A 23849-nucleotide genomic window follows, 5' to 3' on the forward strand; every position below is an offset into this window, starting at 1 on the left:
TCGATCTGGAAGCCAAGATCTGGGCAGGCGATTGATCACACGGGATAGGTCGCAATGGTGAACCTGTTCAACCGACAGGCTGCCGCTGACAGGGGGCAGATCGCAGCCGCCCGGTAGCGCGGCGCCTATCGAGGAGAATTCGGAATGACCGACGATGAAAAGGCAATCCGGAAAGTCGTGGAAACCTGGATTGCCGCGAGCAAGGCGGGCGATACGGCAACCGTCCTAGGACTGATGACGGACGATGTCATCTTCATGGTTCCCGGCCAGGAACCCTTCGGCAAGGCGGCATTTGCCGCGGTTTCCAAAGGCATGGAGGGCATGAAGATGGAGGGTGCGAGCGAGATCGTCGAACTGCAGGTGCTCGGCGACTGGGCCTATATCCGCAATCACATCGACATGACGGTGACACCGCCGGGTGGCGACGCCGTTCATCGATCGGGTTATACGCTCACGCTTCTGCGCAAGGAGGCTGACGGGGAGTGGCGCCTCGCACGCGATGCCAACCTTCTGGCCGTGCGGCCCTGATCCATCTCACTCCCAGTCTTTCGGCCGCATAGGCTTTATCAGGCGGCGTCGAGGGAAGCAGCAAGATCGGCAATCAGGTCATCGGGGTGTTCAATCCCGATCGACAGGCGGATCGTCGATTCCAGCACGCCGATGCGATGGCGTACATCCACAGGCACACCGGAATGCGTCGTCGTTGCCGGATGGGAGGCTAGCGATTCCGTGCCGCCGAGGCTGACGGCCAGCTTGAAGATCTGCAGGGCGTTCAGGAATTTGAACGATGCCGGCTGGCCACCCTTGATGTCGAAGGAGAAGGTGGAGCCCGCACCGCTGCACTGGGCGGCGAAGGTACGGCCCGTTGCCGAGGATGGATCCGTGTAGGGGAGATAGTGGATTTGCTCGACCTTCGGATGATCCCGCAGGAAATCGGCGACCGCCCGTGCGTTGCTGTTTGCCCGTTCCATGCGGATCTGCAGCGTTTCCAGCGACCTGCCGAGCATCCAGCAGGAATGCGGATCGAGCTGAGTGCCGATCGCTCCGCGCAGTGCTTTCACCTGTTTGATGACGGCTTTTGAGCCGAGGGCGGCGCCGGCGATCAGATCGGAATGGCCGCCAACATATTTGGTCAGCGAATAGAGGGAGATATCGGCCCCGTGCTCGATCGGCCGCTGAAAGACCGGGCCGAGCAGCGTATTGTCGCAGGCGATGATCGGCGTGTGTCCTTGCCTCTTGCCGATCGCATCGGCAATGCGGCGGATCATGGCGATATCGACGAGACTGTTCGTGGGGTTGGCCGGTGTTTCCACCAGAATGACCGAGACACGGCCTTTGGTCATCGCTTCCTCGGCAGCTGCCGTCACCGAGCCTTCGTTGACGCCATCGGCGAAGCCGACGGCGGCTACTCCGAGATTGAGGAATGTCTTGGCGACTAGCGTTTCCGTACCGCCATAAAGCGGCTGCGAATGCAGGATCGCATCGCCCGGTCGCGCGAAGGTGAGAAGGGTTGTTGCGATGGCCGACATGCCGGAGGAAAACAGCGCGCCGCTTTCTGCCTTTTCATAGACGGCGAGGCGATCCTCGACGATTTCGCTGTTCGGGTGGTTGAAGCGTGAGTAGACGAGCCCGACGCCAGTGCCCGCCGGCGGTTCGGTGCGGCCGGAGATATAATTGAAGAAATCGCGTCCGTCCTCGGCCGATTTGAAGACGAAGGTGGAGGTCAGGAAAACAGGCGGTTTGACCGCGCCCTCGGACAATTCCGGGTCATAGCCGTAATTCAGCATCTGAGTTTCGGGATGCAGCGCATGGTTGCCGATATGCGTTTTGGACGGATGCGGCGCAGTCATGACGGTCTCCTCGGCCGATGATATGAATTTTAGACTCACATTATACATCACTTAGGATGCCGGCTCGCTATTCGTCATCATCTGCGATGTGGTTTCGGCATTGATCCTAATATGGGCCGGACTATCCAACTCGCGCATGGCTATCCGGAATACGACAGAAAGGCCGCAATATTCGTGAGCGGTGCTCGCCTTGAGGCCGTGCCGTCCCAATTTTCGAGAGCTTCCGGCTTCGCTGCCGCAGTCGTGGCAGAAACGGGGCGTTTCTTGATCGACCGGTTCCAATCGATGAGCAAGCTCGGAGGCGAAATGCATGAAGAAAACCAGTGAGGTTTACATTTGAAATCGGGCGTTCGAAAATTTGTGTTTAGCGATCTTCAGAAAATCGATGGTTACATCGATCCGCCGGATGCGCTTGTCTTCCTGTCTTTGATCGAAAAGCAAAGGCAGGAGAAACTTTATGGCGGCCTCGCCGAAATCGGGGTTTACTACGGGCGGTCCTATTTTTTGCTGCGCAAGATCAGCGCACCCGATGACAATGTGCTTGCGATCGATCTTTTCGACATAGAAGCGGATGGTGCGCAATATCAACGCTTCCTCGACAATGGAAGATCACTGGGCATTCCCGTTGATGAGGATCTCGTCATAACGGGTGATAGCACCGGGCTCGATCCGCAGGCCATCATCGACAAGGTTGGGCAGGTTCGTTTTTTCAGTATCGATGGAGGGCATTTGCTTCGCCACATCGTTGCCGATAGCCGGTTGGCGAAGAGCGTACTGGCCGATCATGGCATCATCGCCTTTGACGATACGTTCAATCCGGCCTGGCCGGAGGTGACGATCGGTGTCTCGGATTTTCCGCGCAGAAACAGCGATAGCTTTGTCGCCTTTTGTGTGACGAAGTACAAGACCTATGTCTGCCGCCGGGATTTTCATGGGCTCTATCGAGCCGCACTTGGCAGAGCACGACATCTCCTGCCGTTTGAACATGTGGAGATGGATTTTCTTGGCTCGAAAGTTCTCAGGCTGCACAATCCCATCAACCGGAGAGTCGCCTATGAGCTCTTGCGGCGGCTGGGTTTGGGCGCCATGTCCGAATGGGCCTATCGTTCAGCCTGACCTTGAGCCGGCCTCGCCTGCTGGTGGCGGAGTGACAGGGATTTCGTTTTTCAAGTAATCCTTCAGAGAGGCCCGCCAGAAGCGGGCCCCTCATCGGTCCTGATCAGTAGATTTCCGGCACATACATTTCCGGCGGCACCGGCGTACGGTGATAATCTGCATTACGCATGCGTTCCGGCAGCACGATTTCCGGCTTCGGCACGCTTTCGTAGGGGATCTGGCTCAGAAGATGGGCGATGCAGTTGAGGCGCGCCTTCTTCTTGTCGACGGCGTGGACGACCCACCACGGCGCTTCCGGAATATGGGTGCGCTCCAGCATCTCTTCCTTGGCCTTGGTATATTCCTCCCAATGCACGCGGCTCTGTAGGTCCATCGGCGACAGTTTCCACTGCTTCAGCGGATCCTGGATGCGCATGTTGAAGCGGAATTCCTGCTCTTCATCGGTGATCGAGAACCAGTATTTGATGAGGATGATGCCGGAGCGAACCAGCATGCGCTCGAAATCCGGCACGGAGCGGAAGAACTCCTCCAATTCCTCCGGCGAGCAGAAGCCCATGACGCGCTCGACGCCGGCGCGGTTATACCAGCTGCGGTCGAACAGCACCATTTCGCCCGCGGTTGGCAGGTGCGCTGCATAGCGCTGGAAGTACCATTGATGCCGTTCGCGCTCGGTCGGTGCCGGCAATGCGACGACGCGGCAGACGCGCGGATTGAGGCGCTGCGTGACGCGCTTGATGGCGCCGCCCTTGCCCGCGGAATCGCGCCCTTCGAACAGCACGACGACCTTCAGCTTTTTGTATTGGACCCAGTCCTGCAGGCGCACGAGCTCGTGCTGAAGCCGGAAAAGTTCGCGGAAATAGATGCGGCGGTCGAGCGTCGCCTCACCTTCGCTGATAAGGCCTTCTGCGACCAGTTCGTCCAGCCGGTCCTCTTCGAGCTGCATCTCCAGCTCTTCGTCGAAGCTGTCGACGATCTCATCCTTGATACGGCTGAGCGGGTCCTGGGTTTCGTCGGTCATTGTGCGCCTCCTGCTCTGTTTTCATGTTGATGCTGCAGCCCTGGGCTGCTGAGAGCCGGCACGGTGCTCAAGCATGTGCCGGCTATGGCTGCGGTGTTATTCGGCGGTCCAGCCGCCGTCGACGGAAAGCGTCGTGCCGGTAATCTGCTTTGCGGCGTCACTGCACAGGAACACCGCGATAGCGGCAACTTCGTCGACGGTTACGAATTCCTTCGTCGGCTGGGCGGCCAGCAGCACGTCATGCTTGACCTGCTCTTCCGTCATGTTGCGGGCCTTCATGGTCTCGGGGATCTGCTTTTCGACGAGCGGCGTCCAGACATAGCCGGGCGCGATGGAGTTGACCGTCACGCCGTTCTGCGCGGCCTCGAGAGCGATGGTCTTGGTGAGGCCGGTAATGCCGTGCTTGGCCGAGACATAGGCGGACTTGAAAGGCGAGGCGACCAGCGCATGCGCCGAGGATGTATTGATGATTCGACCCCATTTGCGCGCCTTCATGCCGGGAATGGCGGCCTTGATGGCGTAGAAGGCGGCAAGCAGATTGATGCGGATAATCGCCTCCCACTTGTCGTCGGGAAACTCCTCGATCGGGGCGACGAACTGGATGCCGGCATTGTTGACGAGGACATCGAGGCTGCCGAAGGCTTCCTCGGCTTCACGCACCATCGATGTCACTTCCTCGCCATTCATCATGTTGGCGCCGGAATAGCGGCACTTCACGCCGAAATCGGCTTCGATCGCCGCGCGCTCCTTTTCGATCGCATCGGCATCCCCGAGGCCGTTGATCGTGATGTTCGCGCCCTCGGCGGCAAAGGCGCGGGCGATCGCAAGCCCGATACCGCTCGTCGAACCGGTGACCAGTGCATTCTTCGAAGTCAACGAACCCATGATGCAACTCCTGCAATCTCTATGACATGGTTGGGTAGAGGGAAATGCTCAAGATGAGCGCACACTGCCAGCCTGATATGTCGCTTTGATAACAGCGCGGTTTTGCCTCGCGGCGCTGCCAATCATTGGCTGACACTTCACTGTCATGCAACCGTGCAAGTTTTCGCTCTGGCGCCCGGCGATTTCCTCCAACGACGGACAATACGATGAAGGTCGAAGACATTCTGAAGCATGCCTATGCGATGCCGCTGACCAATCCTTCCTATCCTCCAGGGCCTTATCGGTTCTTCGATCGCGAATATATCATCATCACCTATCGCACCACGCGCGAGGCGCTTGAAGCGGTCGTCCCGGCGCCGCTCGAAATCGACGAGCCGCTGGTGAAATACGAATTCATCCGCATGCCCGATTCCACTGGCTTTGGTGATTACACCGAGACCGGACAGGTCATCCCCGTGACCTATCGCGGACAAAAGGGTGGCTATGTCCACTCCATGTATCTTGATGACGATGCGCCGATCACCGGCGGGCGCGAGATCTGGGGCTTTCCGAAGAAGCTTGCCAATCCGAAGATCGTCAACGAAGGCGAAGTCATCGTCGGCACGCTGCATTACGGCAGCGTTCTCTGCGCCACGGGCACGATGGGTTACAAACACAAGCCGATCGACCAGGGACCGCTTCTAGCAGCTCTCTCGGAACCGAATTTCCTGATCAAGATCGTGCCGCATGTCGATGCCACGCCGCGTATCTGCGAGCTCGTGCGCTACTATCTGACCGATATCACCATCAAGGAAGCCTGGACTTCGCCGGCTGCCCTCGATCTTCGGCCGCATGTCATGGCCGACGTCGCGCGACTGCCCGTGCTGGAAGTGGTTTCGGCGGTTCATTTTACCGCCGATCTGACGCTCGGGCTAGGCGAAGTCGTTCACGACTATCTCGCCGAGCGCAGGTAGCCGAAGCCTTATTGTTAGACCATACTGGAGACGGATCGTGCTCGAACGAAATATCAAGGCGGTAGCGCCGACCATCCCGGAAATAGCCGCGCAATATGATCGCGTTGCCCTGGTCTTCCAGGGTGGCGGTGCGCTCGGCGCCTATCAGGCCGGCGTCTATCAGGCGCTTGCCGAAGCGGGATGCGAGCCGACCTGGCTCTCGGGCGTCTCCATCGGCGCAGTCAATGCCGCGATCATCGCCGGCAACGAGCCAGGCCGGCGGTTGCAGCGTCTGGAGCAGTTCTGGCAGATCATTTCCGGCCGCAAGATCTGGGCCTATACGCCGGAAGGCGATTTCTTCCGCGATATCCGTAATCGCACCAGTTCCTGGATGACTATGACCATGGGCCAGCCCGGCTTCTTCAAGCCGCGCTTTCCCAATCCCTGGTTCGAGCTGCCGGGAGCCGAGGGGGCAACCAGCTTCTATGACTCGGCAGAGCTCAAGAAGACGCTGGAGATGCTGATCGACTTCGACGTGCTGAACGATGGCAAGAAGCGCTTCAGCGTCGGCGCGGTGAATGTCCGCACTGGTAATTTCGTCTATTTCGACACCGACAAAGTGCGCATCGGCCCCGAGCATATCATGGCGAGCGGCGCCCTGCCGCCGGCCTTGCCGTCCATCCGGATCGAAGGCGAATATTACTGGGACGGCGGCATCGTTTCGAATACGCCGTTGCAATATCTGCTCGATCAGGAAGAGGACCGCAGCTCGCTCGTCTTCCAAGTGGATCTTTTCAGTGCCCGCGGCGTCCTGCCGCGCAGCATGCCGGACGTGCTCTCGCGCCACAAGGACATCATGTATTCGAGCCGCACGCGGCAGAATACCGACAATTTCAAGCGTATTCACGGACTGAAGATGAAGCTCCTGAGCGCCCTAAAGCGTGTTCCGAAAGAGCAGTTGACTGCGGAAGAGGAAGAGCTGATTGCGGATTATTCCGATGCCGGCGTCGTCAATATCGTGCATCTGATCTATCAGCATAAGAACTACGAAGGTCACGCCAAGGACTATGAGTTCTCCGGCACGTCGATGCGCGAGCATTGGGACATGGGCCTCGAAGATACCAAGCGCACGCTGCGCCATACCGACTGGCTGCTGCCACCCTTCAGCGACGATGCCGTCGCCATCCACGATCTTCACAGGGAAGATCCGGCTTGAGCCAATGGTGTTCTCGGCTCGACTCTAGTGATATCGGGCAGGAGCGAGCTGGGCTTAGCTTCAAGCTGTAATTCATGCTTCCAGCAAAACGCCTGTCTTTTTGCGGGACTGGCGTCAGCTCTGCTTGAGCCGATGTCGATGGGCTGCCTGCTTGGAGCGATTGCCGCACATCGCCATGCTGCACCAGCGTCTGCGGCGCCCGCGGGTATGGTCAACGAACATCAAGGTGCATGCGTGGCCTTCGCAGGCCTTCACATCGGAAAAATCTTCCGTGCAGACAAAACGTCCCAGCGCTTCGCCGATCGGTAATAGCAGCGATTCCGGAGAGCGCCATTTCCGCATCGGCTGAAGGCAGAGTTTGCGATCTTCGCCCGGCTTTCTTGTGACAATCCGGCTAAAACCTTCATCGCGTTCCAACAGACGGTTCAGCGGTTCCAGATCGTTCAAGGCCTCTGATGCCAGCGGCTTTCCCCTGTGGGAGTTTACGAAAGTTCTGAACCACTCACGCAGGCTTCTTGCCTGGTCGGCGACTTTGTCGAGTTCGCCCGGCAGCGCCTGCTTGCGCATGGCGGCAAGCGTTTTCCGCGGCACTAGGCCTGCCTGTTCCAGCCAGCGCAGCAGACCCTCTCCGTCGTCAATCCAGTCGATCGGCACATCCACCGGCGTTGCGACCGAATTGAGGAAATCCAGTCCGAGCGTGTCGCCAACGAAGATGGCGGGTGAACGGCTGTCCATCGACTGCTCCTTATTCCGGCCGACAGGGGGCTGAAAGGCCGCTCGAAAACATAGCGACTATATAACCCTTCCAAAGCCTCTTGACAAGTTACCCAAGTGAAGAGTAACCATATCAGTGTCATTAAAGAGGTTATTTATTCCAACTGGCGGGAGAAGGCCAATGCTACTACAGAGGGCCGAGTTGTCCGCGCTGATGATGGCGTCTGTCGCTGATATCGGTGCCAATGCAGGCGCGTCCGCGGCATCATTTGAATTCTGAGATGTAACCTAAAAAATAGATGTTCATAGGTTACGAAAGGAGCTTAACATGACTGATATCACCTATCGCAGCGTCAATATCGAAGATGTCAAGGTTTTCTACCGTGAAGCGGGCTCGGCCGGCGCGGACAAGCTTCTGCTGCTGCATGGCTTCCCGACTTCCAGCCACATGTTCCGCGATCTCATCCCGCTTCTGGCGGATCGCTACCACATCATCGCCCCAGATCTACCCGGCTTCGGGCAATCCGACGCGCCGAAGGGCAGCAACACATTCGACAGCATCGCCGAGACGATCGACCGTTTCACGGAAGTCGTTGGCTTCGACCGTTTTGCCGTCTATGTCTTCGATTATGGTGCGCCGACCGGCTTCCGACTGGCGTTGAAGCATCCGGAACGGATCACGGCGATCATCTCCCAGAACGGCAATGCCTATGAAGAGGGCCTGAGCGAAGGTTGGAATCCGATCCAAGCCTATTGGCGCGAAGCCTCCGATGAAAATCGTAATGCCCTGAAGGCATTCCTTCAGCCGGACGCGACGGCGTGGCAATACACGCACGGTGTCCCGGACCTCTCGAAGGTCTCTCCCGACGGCTATTCGCTCGATAGTCTCTATCTGGCCCGACCTGGTTCGGAGAAGGTGCAGCTCGATCTTTTCGGCGACTACAAAAGCAACGTCGCGCTCTATTCGACCTTCCAGAATTATTTCAGAACCTACAAGCCGCGTCTGCTTGCGGTCTGGGGCAGGCACGATCCCTTTTTCTTGCCGCCAGGTGCTGAGGCCTATCGCCGGGACATTCCAGACGCGGTGGTCAAATTCTTTGATACCGGCCATTTTGCTCTAGAAACCCACGCTGCCGAGATCGCAGTCGAAATCCGCGCTTTCTTGGGTTGATATCAAGCTGGACCGCGCCGGCGCTCGATCGGCGCGGTCGGATCATTCGCAATGCAAATGGGAGGAGACCGCAAAGCTGATGCCTTTCGGGGTTTCCTCGAGCGCATCAGATCGCTTAGGCTCGGAACCCTTCGTGGCATGCCTCATGAAAGGCTGATCTTGTCTTGACGCTGCCTTGACAATCCCAACGCAGATGGTTCGGCGAAACCAAATCCGCCGGACTTTCGCATGAATCAAAAGACATCAGCTGCTGCGGCGCCGGAGCGCCTCCTATCCAAGATTTCCCCTTGTCCTGCGTTGCCACCAACGGCTTCCCGACCGCCTATATCGCGATACATCGTCATCTGGAGAATATTGACCTTCGGCCTGCGCGTGCGCTGGAAGCGTGCTTTTCTCTTCTGGTGCCGCTTTGCTGCAAACCCGCTTCTGACTATTCGTTGGTGGCGCTTTATCGCGGCGTTCGCGGCTACGCATGAATTACCGCCTCCGCATGACGAACTGCTGCAGAAACCGCTTTCGAAGTTTCTCGTCCACAGAATGCCCAATTCCCGTCGGCTGTCTCTTCTCATCGAGCATTTTTCGATTGCTGAAACCATCCTCTCCAGAGACAGCATGATACGGCTCTGGCGCGGCGAATGGCTGGAAATGGGGACGGTGCAGGGCAAATGCGAGGCATATGCATGCCACCTTGCGCTCGCCGACCGCAGCGGCGGCCGCCATGAGGGTGCTTTCGCCATCAAACTCCTGCGCGTGAGCGATCAGGCTGTTCTTTGCACGGCCAGATTCACGTTCGTCTATCAAGGGACGAAGGGGCGTTATACATTCGTCGTCGGCAGCATGCAGGGACCACGCAATGCGAAGCAGCGTATCATCGAGGTAACTCGCGATCTCGCCGGCCTCAGGCCCAAAGAGGCGATCCTGATCGTGCTGCAGGGCCTGGCGGCGGAGGGAGGCATGCAGCACTTCCTCGCGGTTTCGCAGGCAAGGCACCCGATTCAATATCGCCGGCGTTCCCGGCAATCGATGCTGCTATCGAACATCGATGCTTTCTGGCTTGAGCGTTCCGGCGAGCCGGAGTGCGTCTACGGCTTCCAGATCCCCCATTCGAAAATTCAGAGAGAGGACAGGCGCAGCCAGAAAAAGTCGTGGTTCCTCAATATCGGCGAACTCTTCCACTGACGGCCCGACCGCGGTGGCCTTGTTCAACAAAGCCGGCATTGTCCGGAGGCTGTATCCTGCTCACCGAAACCGCGCGTTTCTCCAGGCATACCGTCTGGCAAATGGATTGCGACCATGGCGCCGCCCTCGGGCCGATTTGCGAATTCAAGATGTCCGCCGTGGGCAGCCGCGATTGCCTGCACCACGGATAGTCCCAGCCCGGTGCCGCCGGTCGCCCGCGAACGCGAGGGGTCGCCGCGCCAGAAAGGGTTGACGGCGACGGCATCCATATCCTGCGGAAATCCGCGACCGTGATCGAGAACGCGAATGACGATCCTATCGTCCGCCAGCTGCTCGGTTTCGCATCGCAGCCATCCACCTTCGGCAGCGTAGCGGCACGCATTTTCGAGCAGCGCCAGCACGGCTTGGCGAATGCGGGGGGAGTCGGCTGAGATCCAGGCGGGTTTCAGCTCAGTTTCGACCTGCAGCTTGCTGGCTTCCAGCATGGGTTTTGCCGAGGCGATGACAGTCTCGACCAGCAGGGATGCGTCGATGCGCTGACGTTCCATCACGAGTTTCTGGCCGATGGCGAGCGACAGGGTGCGCAGATCCTCGACAACCCGTCCCAGGCCTTCGACCTGCAAGAGGAGGTCGGAAATGATTTTCCGATCCATCGGAAACACGCCATCGAGCATGCTCTGCAGCGATCCCTGCAGGATGGTCAACGGTGTGCGCAGCTCATGTGCAACCGCCATGTTGTTGAAGCGCAATCTTTCCTCCATCGTCTCCAGGCTGGTCGCAAGGGCGTTGAAGGTTTCAACGAGGCTCGCGACTTCGCGCGTGCTGCGATAGGAGGCTGCGACGCGGACGGAGAAGTCGCCGGACTTCAGGCCCTCGGCGGCGAAAGTGAGATCTTCGAGCGGGCGCGCAAGCCGCCGCGCCAGGAAGACGCCGATTACGGCGCAGAGTAGAGCCGACAAGAGGCCGAAAACGAGGACGGAGAGCTGCACCTTGAGATCCGTAGGTTCCGTCAGCGAAATGAGGTGTTCGACCAGGAGCTTAAGGGAATCTCCATCGGGAACCTTGTTTTCGCTCAGCATCTTGTAGGTCGCCGCGGCCTTGGGCGGCAGGGCCTCGCTGATGCCTTGCTCCAGATAGGTCGCATACCAGTTGACCCCCAGATAGGTTAGGCCAACGCTGAGCAGCAGCATGATCGTGGTGACTATGGCCGTGAGCGTTGCAAGCGGCGCGCTGGGAATTCTCTGTCTTTTCATCGCGGATCCGAAAAGCGATAGCCGATGCCGCGCACGGCAGGAAAGAAGCCGATCTGCCCCATTTCTTCCAGTTTGCGTCTGAGATTAGAGATGTGGGTATCGACTGTACGCACCAGGGCATCGCTTTCCGGCAGGCAGGCATCGAGAATATCGGCGCGCGCGAAAGCCTGGGTCGGATGGCGGATCATGTAGGCGAGGATTCGAAATTCGCTCAGCGTCAACGGCACTGCAACACGGCCTTCGTCCCTGTTGATGAAGACGGTGTAGCTGCCGAAATCGACCTCCAGCGCGCCGAAGCGCTTGATGGCTTCTGCGCGCTCGCCCTGCGTCCGGCGTAGGACCGCTCTGACGCGGGCGACGACTTCCTGCGGGTTGAACGGTTTGACGACGTAGTCGTCGGCACCGAGGCGCAACCCGCTCAGTCGGTCGATGTCGTCAGCGACGGCTGTGACCATGATGACCGGCGTTGAGCCGGCCTGGCGCAGGCGGCCGAGCACACCGAAGCCGTCCAGTTTCGGCAAACGAACATCCAGAAGCACGAGATCGGGCTTCAAAAGCGCATGGTGCTGCAGCGCGGTTTCGCCGTCGCCGGCGCGGACCGTGCGAAAACCGTCCCGCGTCAGATAGCCCTCGAGTATCTGTGCGATTGCCGGTTCATCCTCCACGATGAGAACAAGACTGTTATCCACCCCTAGCGCCCTGTGTTTCTTCTGTTTTTCCGTTCGGCTTTGCCGCCCGAGTTCTACTATTGCGGACAAAACCGGCTTCCGCAATTTCCAAACAGCTTTCCGATTGCCTGATGGCCGATTCTGAACAGGGCCTTGATGCGATCTTCGCCATTTCTTGACAATCGGGATTCAGCTTGGCGCCATTCCGTCTCTGGAGATATGGCATGTGGAAATTTGCATCGAATTCCTGGAGCTCCGATTCCGGCCAAGCGCGGCTGCGCCGGCGGCAGGAGCACGCAACGGCTGATGGTGAATTGGCAGCCATCGGTATGCTGATCGTCTGGAGCAGTTTCGTCTTCGTGGTCTTTCCGAAACTCGATCTGGCCGTTGCGCGCTTATTTGCCCACGGACATGTCTTCTGGCTCGCGGAAAACCCCTGGCTGAAGGCGGTGAGGGATATTGCCCGTCAAAGCCAGCCTTATATTCTCGGCACCATGGCCGTCATCATCGTCCTGCATGTTTTCCTGCCGCGGCGATTGCGGTTCTGCCCTCCTCACAAACCGCTTTTCGTGCTCCTGAGCTTTGCCGCCGGGCCGCTATTGGTGGTGCAGACGCTAAAAGTAGCGATTGGACGCGTGCGCCCTCGTCAGCTGATCGAGTTCGGGGGCACAGCTGATTTTACCCCGGTGTGGCAGTTTTCGGCAGCGTGCACCCGCAATTGTTCCTTCCCTTCCGGCGAAGCAGCCGCGGCTGCGGCGGCGCTGTCCCTATTGATATTTGTGCCTGTGGGGCGCAGATGGATTGCTGCGGTAATCCTGGTACCATGCTCGCTGTTCGTGGCGTTCAACCGCGTGATCTTTGGTGCTCATTTCCTGTCGGATGTCATGCTCGGATGGCTTCTGACCATGTTTGTCATGGCCATGGTCTGGCGCTGGATCGAAGCGAATTCGCGGATGATCGATCGCCACGTCACGCGCCTGATGTTCAGATGATCCCATCGTTATGGAAGCAGGCGCCGACATCCTCGTTCAGCCCTGTTTGCGATCGCCGCCGAGCGGGATTGGCTGCCGGGTGTCGCCGCAATGCGACAGTCCCAGGCAAACCCATGTTACAAACCTTAATACAACGTTTCTTCACCTTTCTTTCGATCAGGGGTTACCTATTTAGCGTTGGCCATGCCGTCGGACGCGATTGAGGCCGGTAAGGCGGATGGTGAAGGGACCTTGGCGGGGTGAGAGTGACGGGATGGGGTTGGTAGATTGGGCGTTGCGCGGAATGCTCGACCCGGATGGCCGACGCAGGATGCGCTCCCGCAGAGACCATTACGAGCCGTGGGTCGTGCTGGCCGTGGAAAGTTTCGAGCGGGAAATGCTGGCCTTCTACAGGCGCTCGCAGTTCAAGCTTGTTCATACCGCGGCGTGACGGCCGCGACGCCAACGCAATAGAGCATGTGAAAGCCGTCGCCGCAGTCGGCAGTGAATGCAGGGGATGTTGCAAGCACTCCAGGGACGCGCTTGCGCCGTGAATGGCGTCATCCGATCCGCATCGACAGTTCGATGTCTTCGGCGAACGGTACGGACATATATCCGCTTGCCGGCGACCGCACCCATGCCAAGTAATCGGGGCAGAAATCCGCATTGTCGGCCAGCACGAGAGCTCCCGGCCTTAGGCGGCTTTCCACCAGCCTCAGAATGTCCGGATAGAGCGCCTTGGCGCCATCGAGAAGCAACAGGTCGATAGCATCGGGCAGATCGGCGCTCAGCGTCTGCAGGGCATCGCCTTCCCGGATCTCTACGAGATCGATGAGGCCAGCGGCTTTTAGATGTTCCCGCGCCCGTGCCACTTTGGAGGGTTCGAATTCGGTGGTGATCAGACGCCCGCCGCCATTGTCCCGCAGCGCAGCCGCAAGGTGAAGGGTGGAGATGCCGAAGGAAGTTCCGAATTCGACGATGGTGCGGGCTCCCGTGCTTCGCGCCAGCATATAGAGCAAGGTTCCAGCCTCGCGCGAGACCGCGAGCGGTATGTCCTTCAGCCGGGCATAGAAATCGAGGTAGTCGGTTTTGCTGCGCACCAGACGCGCGCGTTCCTCGCTGGAAAGGCCGCCCCAGTAGGCGGCGACCGATGGAGTTGTCGCGGGCGACGTCGCATCGGCTTCCTCGAACAGGCGATCGAGCAAGGGTGCGAGCGGGGCGTTGGTCAGGGAGGTCATATTTTTCTCCGTTCAGGACTGACGTTTTCGTCGGCGAAAAAATACGAATAATTCGTCGCTTTTCATAATCGCGTCGGCCGATGTAGGCGTGGAATGCATTTATGATTTTGAAAATATTCAGTAAATCCGCGAGCTGATCACATCCCGTGCAATCTCGTGAGAGCTGTCATTCGCATTTCAGTGGTCGCCGGAGATATCGAAACCGACGATGTCGACCGGATGGTCGAAGCCCCTCAGAGCGTGGCGGCCGAAAGACTTGCATTGAATGCCGGCGGCCTCCGCGAGAGCCGAAGTCATCAGCATAACTGCGTCCAGATCCTTGGCGAGGGCCTGCAATCGGGCCGAGCGGTTTACCGGCGTGCCGATGATCGTAAACGAAAATCTGCCTGCGGAACCGATATTGCCGTGAACGACGTCGCCGATGTCGATGCCGATCCGCGCCCGCAGCGGCGGCGCCGTCTTTCGTGACAGCATGGCATTGACGCGCTCCAGTGCCTGCAGCCCCTCCAGCGCGGCCTTTACCGCAGCAGCACAGAGCGGCCGTTCACTTTCGGCGTCCGGAATGGGAAAGAACATGACGACGGCGTCACCGACATGACCGGAGACCTGGCCGCCGGCACGAGCCAGAGGCCGGGTAATCGTCTCGAAGAACAGATTGAGGTGGTCGATGAGAGCCCGAGGATCCAGCCGCTCGGTCAGCGAGGTGAACTGGAATAGGTCGCAATAGATCACGATCGCCCGAATTTGCTCGACCTCGCCAAGGCCCACGCGGCCGTCGAGCAAGGCGGTTGCAGCATTGCGGCCCAGATAAGTCTGCAGCAGAACGCGCGCGGCGGCGGCATTCAATCGGGCTCCGAGGGCAAGTGCGAAGACAGGCGTCAAGAGATGCAGCAGCTCTATTTCCATCGCTGAAAACCCACCGGGACGCTCGGTGATGAACAGGCTCATGACGTCGTCGAAGAAACCGAGCGTGACGTCGGGGGCAAGATGGTTCGCAAAGGCGATGGCGTCCGTTGCTCTATCCTGCGGAACGGATGCAAGGCGACCGCTGCGAGCATCAAGGCGGAGAACCGCTGCGTCCTCCTCCAGCATGGCAGTGAAGATCTTACCGCCGAGAATATTGTCTTCGGTGCCTTCGCCGTCTCGCCGCCAACGAATGAAATGCTGCACCCTCTCCGGATCGACGGCATCACAGCCGATCTCGATCGTCGAAATGTCGAGACCCACCGCATACAGCGCACGGCCGAGAAGAATGACGAGCTCGGAGTCGCTCGCGCCGGCAAGTGCGGCTTTCACCAGGCTTTGGCTCACATGCGAGACAGTCTTTGCCAGGGCGTCGGTTTCGACTGCTCCGCGTGCCGGCCCGCTGCTTTCATCGCCATGTTGTTCTTCGGTTTGCATGGCGCGCAAAATACGATTAATTCGTCATCTTTCCTATTCGCATTGTCAGGCCTCGATATGACGGATCGTCCAAGAGCCCGGATTTCCTCGCGAAAGCAGCCGAAGCAGGCTCGCTCGACCGAGCTCGTTTCCGCGATCCTGAGTGCTGCGGCTCAGGTTTTGGCAACGGAGGGCGCTCAGCGCTTCACCACCGCACGCGTTGCCGAAAAGGCCGGTGTCAGTGTCGGCTCCCTCTATCAATACTTCCCCAACAAGGCAGCGATCCTCTTTCGCCTGCAAAGTGACGAATGGCGGCGGACTTCGGATATGCTGCGACGCATCCTCGAGGATACGGCAACGCCACCGCTGGGCCGATTACGCTCCCTGGTCCACGCGTTCATCCGCTCCGAATGCGAGGAGGCCGCGATGCGTGTTGCGCTCAACGACGCGGCGCCGCTTTATCGTGATGCGCCGGAGGCGCATGAGGCGCGGTCATCCGGGGACCGCATCCTGCAGCTCTTCATGCGCGAAGCCTTGCCGGAGGTCGATGACGCGGCCCGTGTCCTGGCGGCGGACTTGATCGCCACGACGCTGAGCGCCACGGGAAAGCAGCTTTCGGAAAGCACGCAAACTGCGCAGGAGATCGAAGCCTATGGCGATGCCATGGCGGATATGTTCTGCGCCTATCTTAAAAGCCTCAGGCTTCGGTGAGGGGCGGGCCAGCATGCCTCCGGCGCGGTCAACGCGATGTTGACACGCTTGCGGCAAGCGCCTATTGGAATGGCAGCCGGCGGTGCCGGCCGTAAGCGTTTGACGTCAAGCAACGCACTCAACGATCCTCGTCGGTCGGAGTGCGTTTTTTTGTGCCTTCGCTGATCGAGGAAAAGCCCGGAGATTATCATGGCTTTTCGATCGACACCTGAACAGACGCGCGGCCGGCTGATGCTGCTGAGCGTCATTCTCTTCATATCCTATCTTTGCATCGGCATCTCGTTTCCGATCGTGCCCCTTTATGTGAGCGGTCAATTGCGGCTCGGCAATGTCTGGGCCGGGCTCGGCGTCGGCATCGCCTTTCTGGCAACCATCCTCACGCGCGGCTATGCCGGCGGGCTCTCGGACCATCGCGGCGCCAAGGTGGCTGTGACGCGGGGGCTTGCATTCTATGTCGTGGGGGCTTTGATGGCTTTGGGTGCCGGCGTTCTCACCGACACGCCGTTGCCGTCCTTTCTACTCCTCCTTCTGGGACGCTTGGCTTTGGGGCTGGGCGAAAGTCTGGTTGCCGTCGGCATCATCGCCTGGGGCATTGGCGTCGTCGGCCCGGCTCGTTCGGGCAGGGTTCTGGCGCTGGTCGGCGCCGCCATCTATGGAGCGCTCGCCGTAGGCGGGCCGATCGGTCTGGCTTTGTTCAGCCGGTTTGGCTTTGCCGGGACAACGGCGATCAGCGCTGTTCTACCATTCCTAGGGCTGATGGCGATCTGGCGGGTTCCTGGCGTTGCGCCTAATCCCGGTGCGCAGCGCCCGCCATTCTGGACCGTCGTCGGCAAGGTCTGGCTGCACGGGGCGGTCGTGTGTTTTCAGGGCATAGGCTTCGCCGCGATTGGTGCCTTCTTCACGCTGTATTTCCTTAATCGGGGCTGGAGCTATGCCGGGCTGGGCCTGACGGCCTTCGGCGTCGGCTTCGTTTTGGTGCGCGTGCTCTTCGGCCATCTGCCTGATCGTATCGGTGGCTTGCCGGTCGCGTTCGGGTCACTGGCGGTCGAAGCGGTAGGCCAATTGCTGATCTGGAGTGCCGCCGATCCCATGCTCGCCCTGGCGGGTGCCTTTCTGACCGGGCTCGGATGCTCACTGATCTATCCTTCCATGGGCCGCGAGGTCGTCCGGCGGGTGGAACCGCATCTGCGCGGCACCGCGCTTGGAGGCTTCTCGGCCTTTCAGGATCTCGCCTACGGGCTGACCGGGCCATTTGCCGGCCTTCTGGCCGACCGGACCGGCTATGGCAGCGTCTTTCTGGCGGGCAGCGTCGCGGCGATCGCCGGCCTGTTGATCGCACTCTCGCTCCGCAGGATACGCACTGTTGCGTTCGGCTGATTGATGTGGTGGTCCCTGCGTTCGGCCGGGACCGCCAGTAGGCTTGGCAATATGACCAGCGACATCCTTGGCACAGCTATAGGGCAGCGAAAACCACGCCGTAGTGATAGGGCGGCAGCTCGATCACGGCCTGGGACTTGAAGCCGAAGGTCTCGACAATCGCCGCGACCTTGGCCGGCGCCATGCGCATCTCGGTCCTGGGACCGCGCGGCAGCCCGAGCACCGTAGTCTCCTCGCGCGATCGCGTCTCCCAGTTGACGATGCCGAAAAGCCCCTTGGGAGCGAGCACCGAATGGATGGCGCGGACGAGGCCAGGCTGATCGGGAACACCGTGAAACGTGTTCGCCATCAGGACATAATTGATATTTTCGGGAAGATGTTTTGCGACGTCGCGCGCATCGGCATGGATCCATTTTTGCACGGAGACGCCTTGTCGATCGGCTTCCGTCCCCGCCATTTCGAGCATGGTTTCGTCCAAATCGAGCGCATAGACCTTTCCGGCAACGAGTTTTGCCAGCGGTGCGGTGAAGTAGCCATCGCCGCAGCAAAGATCGAGGACGGTCATGCCGGGCTTGATGCCGAGTGCTTGGAGTGTTGCCAGCGGATCGGGCCAAAGTGCCGTCCACCAATCGCGGTCCGGCATCGATGTCGCTGGAAATGCTTCGCCCATTGGGATCTCCGCAGATGGAGGACTTGCGGCACCATAGAATACCATTGATACCGCGGCGTCAGAATATCACGGCGAATGCGGCGTCATCGCGACAAGAGGCTGCAACATGCGTGGATGGTGGAGCGAGAGCAATCCGCGTGTGTTGGCGACCTTAGAGAGCTTGCGGCGCATCCTTCGGCAGGCTTTTGAGAGCCCAGGATGCGATGGCCTTGTCCGCCAGCCTCTCCGTGACCTCGAATTCGCTGATCATCAGGCTGGGTAGAAGCGAAGTGCTGCGTGCCTGTGCGGCAAAATTCCTTTCATAATGCGCCGGCTCCAGCACATATGTGGAGAAGGCGGCAACCTTCCGCCCCCCAAAATCCATCCGTTCGAGGAAACTCATGACAGGCGGCGTGATGGTATTCCACCACACCGGGCCGCCGACGAGGATCAGGTCGTATTTCGAAAGATTGGGAAGGCCATCGAGCAAGGGAGGAAGCTCTCCCGTTTCCAGCTCGTATTTGGACTGCTCGGCTGCACGCTGCATGTCGAGAGGATAAGGGTTGCGCATCTGGATTTCGAAGAGCTCGGCCCCCAGGAGTGCACGAAGCTTTTCGGCAACCGCCCTGGTATGGCCGGTATAGGAATAATAGACGACCAGAGCCCGTCGTTCGTCTGCGGCAAAGCTCCATCTGGGTGCGGCGGCCGCGGCCACCATCGATGTCAACACGGTGCGGCGGGAAATGTGCATGGGTTTGCCTTCCAATTTAAACGAGGCTTTTGGGTGCGGAAGATGACCGGACAATTTCGACGGCGGACAATCATTGCTGCCGCGCCGATGAAGCGCCCATTGATGCCACGGCCCTTTGGGCCGGCAGCATAGGTCCGCCGGAAGTCTGCATTGCCTCGTCGAGGCGCTGCTCGAGAGCCAGGGGATCGGTTTCGCCCTCGTCGGCGAATTTCATGAGCTCACGAGCGGCGATGATCGCCGTTCGATCGGCGAACTCCAGTTCGTGCCGGGCGCAGAAGATTTCGAGAACGCGGCGAAGCGTTGCGATCTGTGATAATTCCATGGCCAATTCCATATCCTCCTGTCAGCGTCGATAGTCTCGACCGGGCAAGTGATCTTCGAGCAGGAGGTTAAGACGCTCATGTCGCAGCTTTGTGCCGGAGATGTAAAAGCCTGTCGCCGGCGATGGCAGCGCCGGCCATCGGCTCTGGCACAGGCCGGCGCGGCAGTGATTGTTGGACGGCTGCTGCAAGCGGCCTATTTTGCAGAGCAAATGGCAGGATTTGCCCTTGATCGAAGCCGGGCGATGTCGTCGCCCCATTCCGCATATCGGTGGTACGAGAGCTGCGACAGCTTGTTACAAATTTGCCCGTCCGCGGCACATCCATGTGACAACAACCTTATAGTTTGTCAGCTGCAGGGGACCTCTTCGCGCAACATATCGATTGGATTTCGAGGACAGGTTCGATGAAATCCGTATCCTCTCGATACGGCTTGCACCGGCTGTCGCAAGGTTTGCAAGCGGGGGTGCCGCTTGCAGCGCAACCCTCCGGTCTATGTGAAACTTTGATACACTTTTTTCGATGCGGCTCGGAGCGGCCTTCTGTAGAATGACTTGAGATCGTGGAAACCGTCATGCAAAAAGCTGCGCACATCGCCGTCGTCGATGATCATTCGGATATAAGGGACCTTGTCGGCCAATATCTCGAGCAGCAGGGCTATAAGGTCAGCGTCGCCGATAGCGGGCTCGCCCTGAGAAGGATCCTCGAGCGCGGTGCGGTGGATCTGATCGTTCTGGACGTCATGATGCCGGGCGAAGATGGTCTCTCCGTCTGCCGCCATCTCAGGGGGACGACGGATACCCCGATCATCTTTCTGACCGCCATGAGTGAGGATACGGACCGCATCATCGGCCTTGAACTGGGGGCTGACGATTATCTGGTGAAGCCATTCAATCCGCGCGAATTGCTGGCACGCATCCGGGCTGTCCTGCGTCGGGCCAATGGTGTGCCGCAGCAGCAGCGGGAAACGCTGAAAAAGGCCAGGGTTATCCGCGTCGGTCAATGGCGCGTCAATATGGGGCGGCAGGAGCTTTCGGGCGACGACGGTGTCGGCATCCCGCTCAGCACCGCCGAATTCCGGCTTCTGAAGGTCTTCCTCGAACGTCCGGGCATGGTGCTCAGCCGCGAGCAGCTTCTCGATCTGACGGTTGGCAGGACGGCCGACATCTTCGACAGAAGCATCGACAACCAGGTGAGCCGCTTGCGCAAGAAGATCGAGCCGGATCCGAAGAATCCTTCGGTCATCAAGACGCATTGGGGCGGCGGCTACAGCCTCTCGGCGGATGTGGGGTTCGAATGATCTACTGGTGGAGGAGGAGCCTTGCTGCCCAGTTCATCGGCTTTACCCTGCTTGCCCTTGTCGTCTCGCAGTGCCTGACGTTTTCGATTTCCTGGGACGAGCGCACCAAGGCGCTGCATGCCGCCATGAAAAGCGAATTCTTCAGCCGGTGCGCCTCCGTCACGCGCTTGATGGAATCCATGCCCAAGCCGTTGCGTGAACAGGCGCTGCTCGCAAGCGAGACCAGCTATTCCCGTTTCTGGCTTTCGCAGATTGAGCCGACGGATGCCGGCGCATGGCGCTCGCGTGCGGCAAATGAACTTGCACGGCCGATCGAGAATTTTATCGACCTTGGAGCGAAGTGGGGCATGCGCTCGAGCCCGGATGTCGATCATCTGATGTCGAAGGGGGTAATGACGGCGAACGCCGGCGAGGACTGGGCTACCCCACCGCCCGTTCTCTGGAGCCTGCCGCAGCCGGCAAAGTTCGTTTATTTCGGGGATCGCAATGGATATGGCCTTGCCGTCAAGCTCAATGATGGCATGTGGCTGAATACGGCGTTCTATAAGAATGTCGGCGACCGCTGGTGGGATATGAAATCGCTCACCTCACTTGCGACCACCGCGCTCATCCTGTCGCTCATCGGAGTATTCATCGCCAGCCGCATCGCACGCCCGCTGAGACGGCTTGCCGTTTCGGCGGAAGCCTTGGGGCGTGGCGAAAATCTGCCGCCGTTGCCGGAGCAAGGACCTGACGACATCAAGCGTACCGCCGAAGCATTCAACCGCATGCAGGAGCGTCTGCATCGCTTTGTCGATGATCGAACGAGGATGCTGGCCGCGATCGGCCACGATCTCAGGACGCCGTTGACCTCGCTGCGGTTGAGGGCCGAGTTCGTCAAGGATCCGGACGTACAGCAGAAGATGCTGGCGACCATCGACGAGCTTCAGAGCATGACGGAAGCCGCCATTTCCTTCGCACGTGGTGAATCCACGGCCGAGGAAACGCGGGCCATCGAACTGGAGGCGCTGGTCGGCAGCATTTGTGACGACCTTGCCGATCTCGGCCTGCCAGTGGAGTATATCGAAGGACCAAAGACGACTTATCGCTGCCGGCCCGATGGCTTGCGCCGCGCCGTCCGCAATCTTGCGGAAAATGCGGCGCGCTACGGCGGCCATGCCAGGGTCCATATTCACCATTCGGCCGGCACCATCGATATCGTCGTCGAAGACAATGGCCCGGGCATACCTGAGGATATGAAGGAAAAGGTATTCGCGCCCTTCTTCCGTCTGGAAGCTTCGAGAAACAGGGGCACGGGCGGCGTCGGGCTCGGCCTGTCGATTGCAAGGGCAGTGGCCCGGCAGCATGGCGGCGATATCCTGCTTCAGCCCAACAATCCCGGTCTGAAGGCGATCATTTCCTTGCCCCAGGAAGGGCAGGTCAAGACGCCTTCGTCGCGGGTGAGCCGGAGAAGAAAGCGGGCGCAAGCTCTCAAGCTTGCCGGGCAGGAACATTAAAGCACGTCGCGATCTTTCAGATTCGCTTCCTGTGCTTTAGTTCCTTGATTTTGCGCATGTCGTTCTCGCAAAACCGCTACACACTTTTGCGCGACATGCTTTAGATGCTTGATTCGGCTTATGGTAGGGCAACCGCATGAACTGAAGTCGTTGCGGCGTCCCTTCTCCCCGCCGGGGAGAGGGAATTTTCAGTGCTCATCCGCCCCATGTGCAATAGCCCTGCGGCTTATGGGGAGACAATGCCGGAAGTCACAAGTAGCGGCACGGCAACGGTCAACGGGCAACCAGGAGCTACCGCATCTGCAATATGATCGGGCTGCTGCTTGCCGGATCCGTATGCTCGCGTAGGGCCTTCACATCGTTTGCTGCAACCGCTCCGCCTTGATTTCCCCACGAAGAGCGCACGAATGTCAGGACATCGGCAATCTGCTGGTCCGAAAGCTGCTGGCGGAACGGCGGCATGCGATAGGCATCCGGAATTCCGTTCGCCACGACGCGGCTGGAACCGTTCAGCGTCACATTGATCTGCGATGCGTTTTCCTTCGCAAGCGAAGCGGCAGAGCCGGCGAGCGGTGGGATCCATTGCTGCTTTCCGCGTCCGTCGACGCCGTGACAGAAGCTGCATTTTGCAACGAAAGTCTGGGCGCCCGGTATCTGCTCACGGTTGGAAAGCGATACGTTCTGGGCGGTGCCTTCGTCGTATTGCCAGGGCGTGCCGTCGCGGGCGGGATCGCCGGGCAGGGATTTCAGGTAATGGCTTATTGCCTTCAGGTCGTCATCACTCATGAACTGTGTCGAATTGTTGAAGGCATCCGCCATGGAGCCGAAGACGACGGCGTGACCGTTCCTGCCGCTCTTGAGGAAGGCATAGATATCCTCCTCGCTCCAGCGGCCAAGGCCGGTATTGGGATCGCCGCGCAGGCTTGGCGCATACCAGCCGTCGAGAAGAGCGCCGGAAAGATAGAGCGGACTGCTCTCATCCAGCGCCTTTTCTGCCATCGTAATGGCGCGCGGTGTATGGCAGCTGCCGCAGTGTCCCGGCCCCTGAACGAGATAGGCGCCACGGTTCCACTGGTCGTCGCCGGCCGTTTTCGGCTGATAGGTGCCGCCTTCGGTGAAAACGGCGTTCCAGAGTGCCAGAGGCCAGCGCATGTTCATCGGCCATTTGATGTCGGAGGGTCTGTCCGCCTGTTGTACCGGCGCGACCCTATTCATGAAATAGGCGTAGAGCGCTCGAATGTCGTCGTCGTTCATCTTCACATAGGAAGGGTAGGGCATGGCCGGATAGAGGCGATGCCCGTCGCGCGCAACACCCTGGCGGACGGCGCGGTCGAAATCTGCGAGCGTATAGTTGCCGATCCCGGTTTCCTTATCCGGGGTGATGTTGGTCGTGAAGATGGAGCCGAGCGGCGTCCCCATTTCCAGCCCGCCGGCGAAGGGACCGCTCTTCGGCGTGCTGTGGCAGGCGACGCAATCGCCGAGGCGCGCAACATATTCGCCGTTCTGCAGCAGGTCCTCCGAGGGCGCCTGTGTCGCGGCGACACTATCGAAGGGCGAAGCCGGCGTGCGCGTGACGAACCACGCAATACCGCCGGCCACAAGCACGATAATCAGGAGAAGAACCAGAAGAAGTTTCTTCAAGAGTGTGCCCTCA

General features: G+C 59.5%; 24 protein-coding genes. 12 read left to right on the forward strand and 12 right to left on the reverse strand.

Features of this window, described 5'->3' with window-relative positions:
- Positions 1–144: 144 nt before the first annotated feature.
- Entirely contained in the window at positions 145–528 is a 384-nt protein-coding gene (locus JJQ51_RS14705) for a YybH family protein (RefSeq protein ID WP_113350696.1), read from the forward strand.
- A gap of 38 nt (positions 529–566) precedes the next feature.
- Here JJQ51_RS14705 and JJQ51_RS14710 read toward each other — a convergent pair whose 3' ends face one another.
- Positions 567–1850, reverse strand: a complete 1284-nt coding sequence (locus JJQ51_RS14710) for a cystathionine gamma-synthase family protein (RefSeq protein ID WP_113350695.1) — start codon at positions 1848–1850, stop codon at positions 567–569.
- Positions 1851–2186: 336 nt separating this feature from the next.
- Between JJQ51_RS14710 and JJQ51_RS14715 the strand changes: the two genes are divergently transcribed.
- A complete protein-coding gene (locus tag JJQ51_RS14715) occupies positions 2187–2966 on the forward strand; it encodes a class I SAM-dependent methyltransferase (protein ID WP_113350694.1) in 780 nt (259 codons plus the stop codon).
- A gap of 103 nt (positions 2967–3069) precedes the next feature.
- Here JJQ51_RS14715 and ppk2 read toward each other — a convergent pair whose 3' ends face one another.
- Positions 3070–3984: a polyphosphate kinase 2 gene (gene ppk2 / locus JJQ51_RS14720; protein ID WP_113350693.1), complete on the reverse strand. Its 915-nt coding sequence runs from the start codon at positions 3982–3984 to the stop codon at positions 3070–3072.
- A gap of 96 nt (positions 3985–4080) precedes the next feature.
- Positions 4081–4869 carry a 3-hydroxybutyrate dehydrogenase gene (locus JJQ51_RS14725; protein ID WP_113329531.1) on the reverse strand — a complete coding sequence of 263 codons (789 nt, stop codon included), beginning with the start codon at positions 4867–4869 and terminating at the stop codon, positions 4081–4083.
- 206 nt (positions 4870–5075) lie between these two features.
- Here JJQ51_RS14725 and JJQ51_RS14730 point away from each other — a divergent pair, with 206 nt between their 5' ends.
- Together JJQ51_RS14730 and JJQ51_RS14735 are read left to right on the forward strand one after the other, a co-directional pair.
- Positions 5076–5822 carry an acetoacetate decarboxylase gene (locus tag JJQ51_RS14730; RefSeq protein WP_113329532.1) on the forward strand — a complete coding sequence of 249 codons (747 nt, stop codon included), beginning with the start codon at positions 5076–5078 and terminating at the stop codon, positions 5820–5822.
- Positions 5823–5859: 37 nt separating this feature from the next.
- Positions 5860–7017: a patatin-like phospholipase family protein gene (locus tag JJQ51_RS14735; protein WP_113329533.1), complete on the forward strand. Its 1158-nt coding sequence runs from the start codon at positions 5860–5862 to the stop codon at positions 7015–7017.
- A 114-nt stretch (positions 7018–7131) separates the two neighbouring features.
- Here JJQ51_RS14735 and JJQ51_RS14740 read toward each other — a convergent pair whose 3' ends face one another.
- Positions 7132–7752, reverse strand: coding sequence for a CGNR zinc finger domain-containing protein (locus JJQ51_RS14740; RefSeq protein ID WP_113350692.1), 621 nt, complete (start codon positions 7750–7752; stop codon positions 7132–7134).
- 307 nt (positions 7753–8059) lie between these two features.
- Between JJQ51_RS14740 and JJQ51_RS14745 the strand changes: the two genes are divergently transcribed.
- Together JJQ51_RS14745 and JJQ51_RS14750 are read left to right on the forward strand one after the other, a co-directional pair.
- On the forward strand, positions 8060–8902 hold the full coding sequence (locus JJQ51_RS14745) for an alpha/beta fold hydrolase (RefSeq protein WP_113350691.1): 843 nt from the start codon (positions 8060–8062) through the stop codon (positions 8900–8902).
- Between the two features lie 354 nt (positions 8903–9256).
- Entirely contained in the window at positions 9257–10081 is an 825-nt protein-coding gene (locus JJQ51_RS14750) for a DUF535 family protein (RefSeq protein WP_246661119.1), read from the forward strand.
- Positions 10082–10104: 23 nt separating this feature from the next.
- Here the strand turns inward: JJQ51_RS14750 and JJQ51_RS14755 are convergent, their stop codons facing one another.
- Together JJQ51_RS14755 and JJQ51_RS14760 are read right to left on the reverse strand one after the other, a co-directional pair.
- Positions 10105–11334 (reverse strand): ATP-binding protein, encoded by a 1230-nt coding sequence (locus JJQ51_RS14755; RefSeq protein WP_113350689.1) that lies wholly within the window; start codon positions 11332–11334, stop codon positions 10105–10107.
- Complete coding sequence (locus JJQ51_RS14760) at positions 11331–12023, reverse strand: response regulator (protein WP_113350688.1); 693 nt, start codon at positions 12021–12023, stop codon at positions 11331–11333. Before JJQ51_RS14760 ends, JJQ51_RS14755 begins: the two co-directional genes overlap by 4 nt.
- Positions 12024–12331: 308 nt before the next feature.
- Between JJQ51_RS14760 and JJQ51_RS14765 the strand changes: the two genes are divergently transcribed.
- Entirely contained in the window at positions 12332–12994 is a 663-nt protein-coding gene (locus JJQ51_RS14765; RefSeq protein ID WP_233788565.1) for a phosphatase PAP2 family protein, read from the forward strand.
- Between the two features lie 253 nt (positions 12995–13247).
- Complete coding sequence (locus JJQ51_RS14770; RefSeq protein ID WP_162748755.1) at positions 13248–13424, forward strand: hypothetical protein; 177 nt, start codon at positions 13248–13250, stop codon at positions 13422–13424.
- A gap of 109 nt (positions 13425–13533) precedes the next feature.
- Here the strand turns inward: JJQ51_RS14770 and JJQ51_RS14775 are convergent, their stop codons facing one another.
- Positions 13534–14211 carry an O-methyltransferase gene (locus JJQ51_RS14775; protein ID WP_113350685.1) on the reverse strand — a complete coding sequence of 226 codons (678 nt, stop codon included), beginning with the start codon at positions 14209–14211 and terminating at the stop codon, positions 13534–13536.
- 177 nt (positions 14212–14388) lie between these two features.
- Complete coding sequence (locus tag JJQ51_RS14780) at positions 14389–15612, reverse strand: adenylate/guanylate cyclase domain-containing protein (protein WP_113350684.1); 1224 nt, start codon at positions 15610–15612, stop codon at positions 14389–14391.
- Between the two features lie 57 nt (positions 15613–15669).
- Between JJQ51_RS14780 and JJQ51_RS14785 the strand changes: the two genes are divergently transcribed.
- Both JJQ51_RS14785 and JJQ51_RS14790 read left to right on the forward strand, forming a co-directional pair.
- Positions 15670–16302, forward strand: coding sequence for a TetR family transcriptional regulator (locus JJQ51_RS14785; protein WP_113351047.1), 633 nt, complete (start codon positions 15670–15672; stop codon positions 16300–16302).
- Between the two features lie 189 nt (positions 16303–16491).
- Complete coding sequence (locus JJQ51_RS14790; RefSeq protein ID WP_113350683.1) at positions 16492–17679, forward strand: arabinose transporter; 1188 nt, start codon at positions 16492–16494, stop codon at positions 17677–17679.
- 76 nt (positions 17680–17755) lie between these two features.
- Here JJQ51_RS14790 and JJQ51_RS14795 read toward each other — a convergent pair whose 3' ends face one another.
- The 3 genes from JJQ51_RS14795 to JJQ51_RS14805 all read right to left on the reverse strand — a co-directional run bounded on the left by JJQ51_RS14795 (position 17756) and on the right by JJQ51_RS14805 (position 19401).
- The gene (locus JJQ51_RS14795) at positions 17756–18349 is read right to left on the reverse strand and encodes a class I SAM-dependent methyltransferase (RefSeq protein WP_113350682.1); all 594 of its coding nucleotides are present in this window, start codon (positions 18347–18349) and stop codon (positions 17756–17758) included.
- Between the two features lie 151 nt (positions 18350–18500).
- Entirely contained in the window at positions 18501–19079 is a 579-nt protein-coding gene (locus JJQ51_RS14800) for a flavodoxin (RefSeq protein ID WP_113350681.1), read from the reverse strand.
- 70 nt (positions 19080–19149) lie between these two features.
- Positions 19150–19401 (reverse strand): hypothetical protein, encoded by a 252-nt coding sequence (locus JJQ51_RS14805; protein WP_145633950.1) that lies wholly within the window; start codon positions 19399–19401, stop codon positions 19150–19152.
- A gap of 572 nt (positions 19402–19973) precedes the next feature.
- On the opposite strand from JJQ51_RS14805, the gene JJQ51_RS14810 reads away from it, so the two are divergent.
- Positions 19974–20699 (forward strand): response regulator, encoded by a 726-nt coding sequence (locus JJQ51_RS14810; protein ID WP_113350679.1) that lies wholly within the window; start codon positions 19974–19976, stop codon positions 20697–20699.
- A complete protein-coding gene (locus tag JJQ51_RS14815) occupies positions 20696–22195 on the forward strand; it encodes a sensor histidine kinase (RefSeq protein WP_113350678.1) in 1500 nt (499 codons plus the stop codon). Before JJQ51_RS14810 ends, JJQ51_RS14815 begins: the two co-directional genes overlap by 4 nt.
- Positions 22196–22486: 291 nt before the next feature.
- Here the strand turns inward: JJQ51_RS14815 and JJQ51_RS14820 are convergent, their stop codons facing one another.
- The gene (locus tag JJQ51_RS14820; RefSeq protein ID WP_113350677.1) at positions 22487–23836 is read right to left on the reverse strand and encodes a c-type cytochrome; all 1350 of its coding nucleotides are present in this window, start codon (positions 23834–23836) and stop codon (positions 22487–22489) included.
- Between the last annotated feature and the right edge of the window lie 13 nt (positions 23837–23849).

The organism is Rhizobium sp. AG207R, assembly GCF_027109195.1.
In the GTDB taxonomy this organism is placed as follows: domain Bacteria; phylum Pseudomonadota; class Alphaproteobacteria; order Rhizobiales; family Rhizobiaceae; genus Rhizobium; species Rhizobium dioscoreae.

Bases quoted from the DNA above. Each gene is read 5' to 3' on its own strand.
- ppk2 (WP_113350693.1), bottom strand. From the start codon at position 3,984: ATGACCGACGAAACCCAGGACCCGCTCAGCCGTATCAAGGATGAGATC.
- JJQ51_RS14810 (WP_113350679.1), top strand. From the start codon at position 19,974: ATGCAAAAAGCTGCGCACATCGCCGTCGTCGATGATCATTCGGATATA.
- JJQ51_RS14740 (WP_113350692.1), bottom strand. From the start codon at position 7,752: ATGGACAGCCGTTCACCCGCCATCTTCGTTGGCGACACGCTCGGACTG.
- JJQ51_RS14795 (WP_113350682.1), bottom strand. From the start codon at position 18,349: ATGGGCGAAGCATTTCCAGCGACATCGATGCCGGACCGCGATTGGTGG.
- JJQ51_RS14780 (WP_113350684.1), bottom strand. From the start codon at position 15,612: ATGCAAACCGAAGAACAACATGGCGATGAAAGCAGCGGGCCGGCACGC.
- JJQ51_RS14730 (WP_113329532.1), top strand. From the start codon at position 5,076: ATGAAGGTCGAAGACATTCTGAAGCATGCCTATGCGATGCCGCTGACC.
- JJQ51_RS14705 (WP_113350696.1), top strand. From the start codon at position 145: ATGACCGACGATGAAAAGGCAATCCGGAAAGTCGTGGAAACCTGGATT.
- JJQ51_RS14770 (WP_162748755.1), top strand. From the start codon at position 13,248: ATGGGGTTGGTAGATTGGGCGTTGCGCGGAATGCTCGACCCGGATGGC.
- JJQ51_RS14790 (WP_113350683.1), top strand. From the start codon at position 16,492: ATGGCTTTTCGATCGACACCTGAACAGACGCGCGGCCGGCTGATGCTG.
- JJQ51_RS14785 (WP_113351047.1), top strand. From the start codon at position 15,670: ATGACGGATCGTCCAAGAGCCCGGATTTCCTCGCGAAAGCAGCCGAAG.
- JJQ51_RS14800 (WP_113350681.1), bottom strand. From the start codon at position 19,079: ATGCACATTTCCCGCCGCACCGTGTTGACATCGATGGTGGCCGCGGCC.
- JJQ51_RS14815 (WP_113350678.1), top strand. From the start codon at position 20,696: ATGATCTACTGGTGGAGGAGGAGCCTTGCTGCCCAGTTCATCGGCTTT.
- JJQ51_RS14755 (WP_113350689.1), bottom strand. From the start codon at position 11,334: ATGAAAAGACAGAGAATTCCCAGCGCGCCGCTTGCAACGCTCACGGCC.
- JJQ51_RS14725 (WP_113329531.1), bottom strand. From the start codon at position 4,869: ATGGGTTCGTTGACTTCGAAGAATGCACTGGTCACCGGTTCGACGAGC.
- JJQ51_RS14745 (WP_113350691.1), top strand. From the start codon at position 8,060: ATGACTGATATCACCTATCGCAGCGTCAATATCGAAGATGTCAAGGTT.
- JJQ51_RS14805 (WP_145633950.1), bottom strand. From the start codon at position 19,401: ATGGAATTATCACAGATCGCAACGCTTCGCCGCGTTCTCGAAATCTTC.
- JJQ51_RS14710 (WP_113350695.1), bottom strand. From the start codon at position 1,850: ATGACTGCGCCGCATCCGTCCAAAACGCATATCGGCAACCATGCGCTG.
- JJQ51_RS14775 (WP_113350685.1), bottom strand. From the start codon at position 14,211: ATGACCTCCCTGACCAACGCCCCGCTCGCACCCTTGCTCGATCGCCTG.
- JJQ51_RS14765 (WP_233788565.1), top strand. From the start codon at position 12,332: ATGCTGATCGTCTGGAGCAGTTTCGTCTTCGTGGTCTTTCCGAAACTC.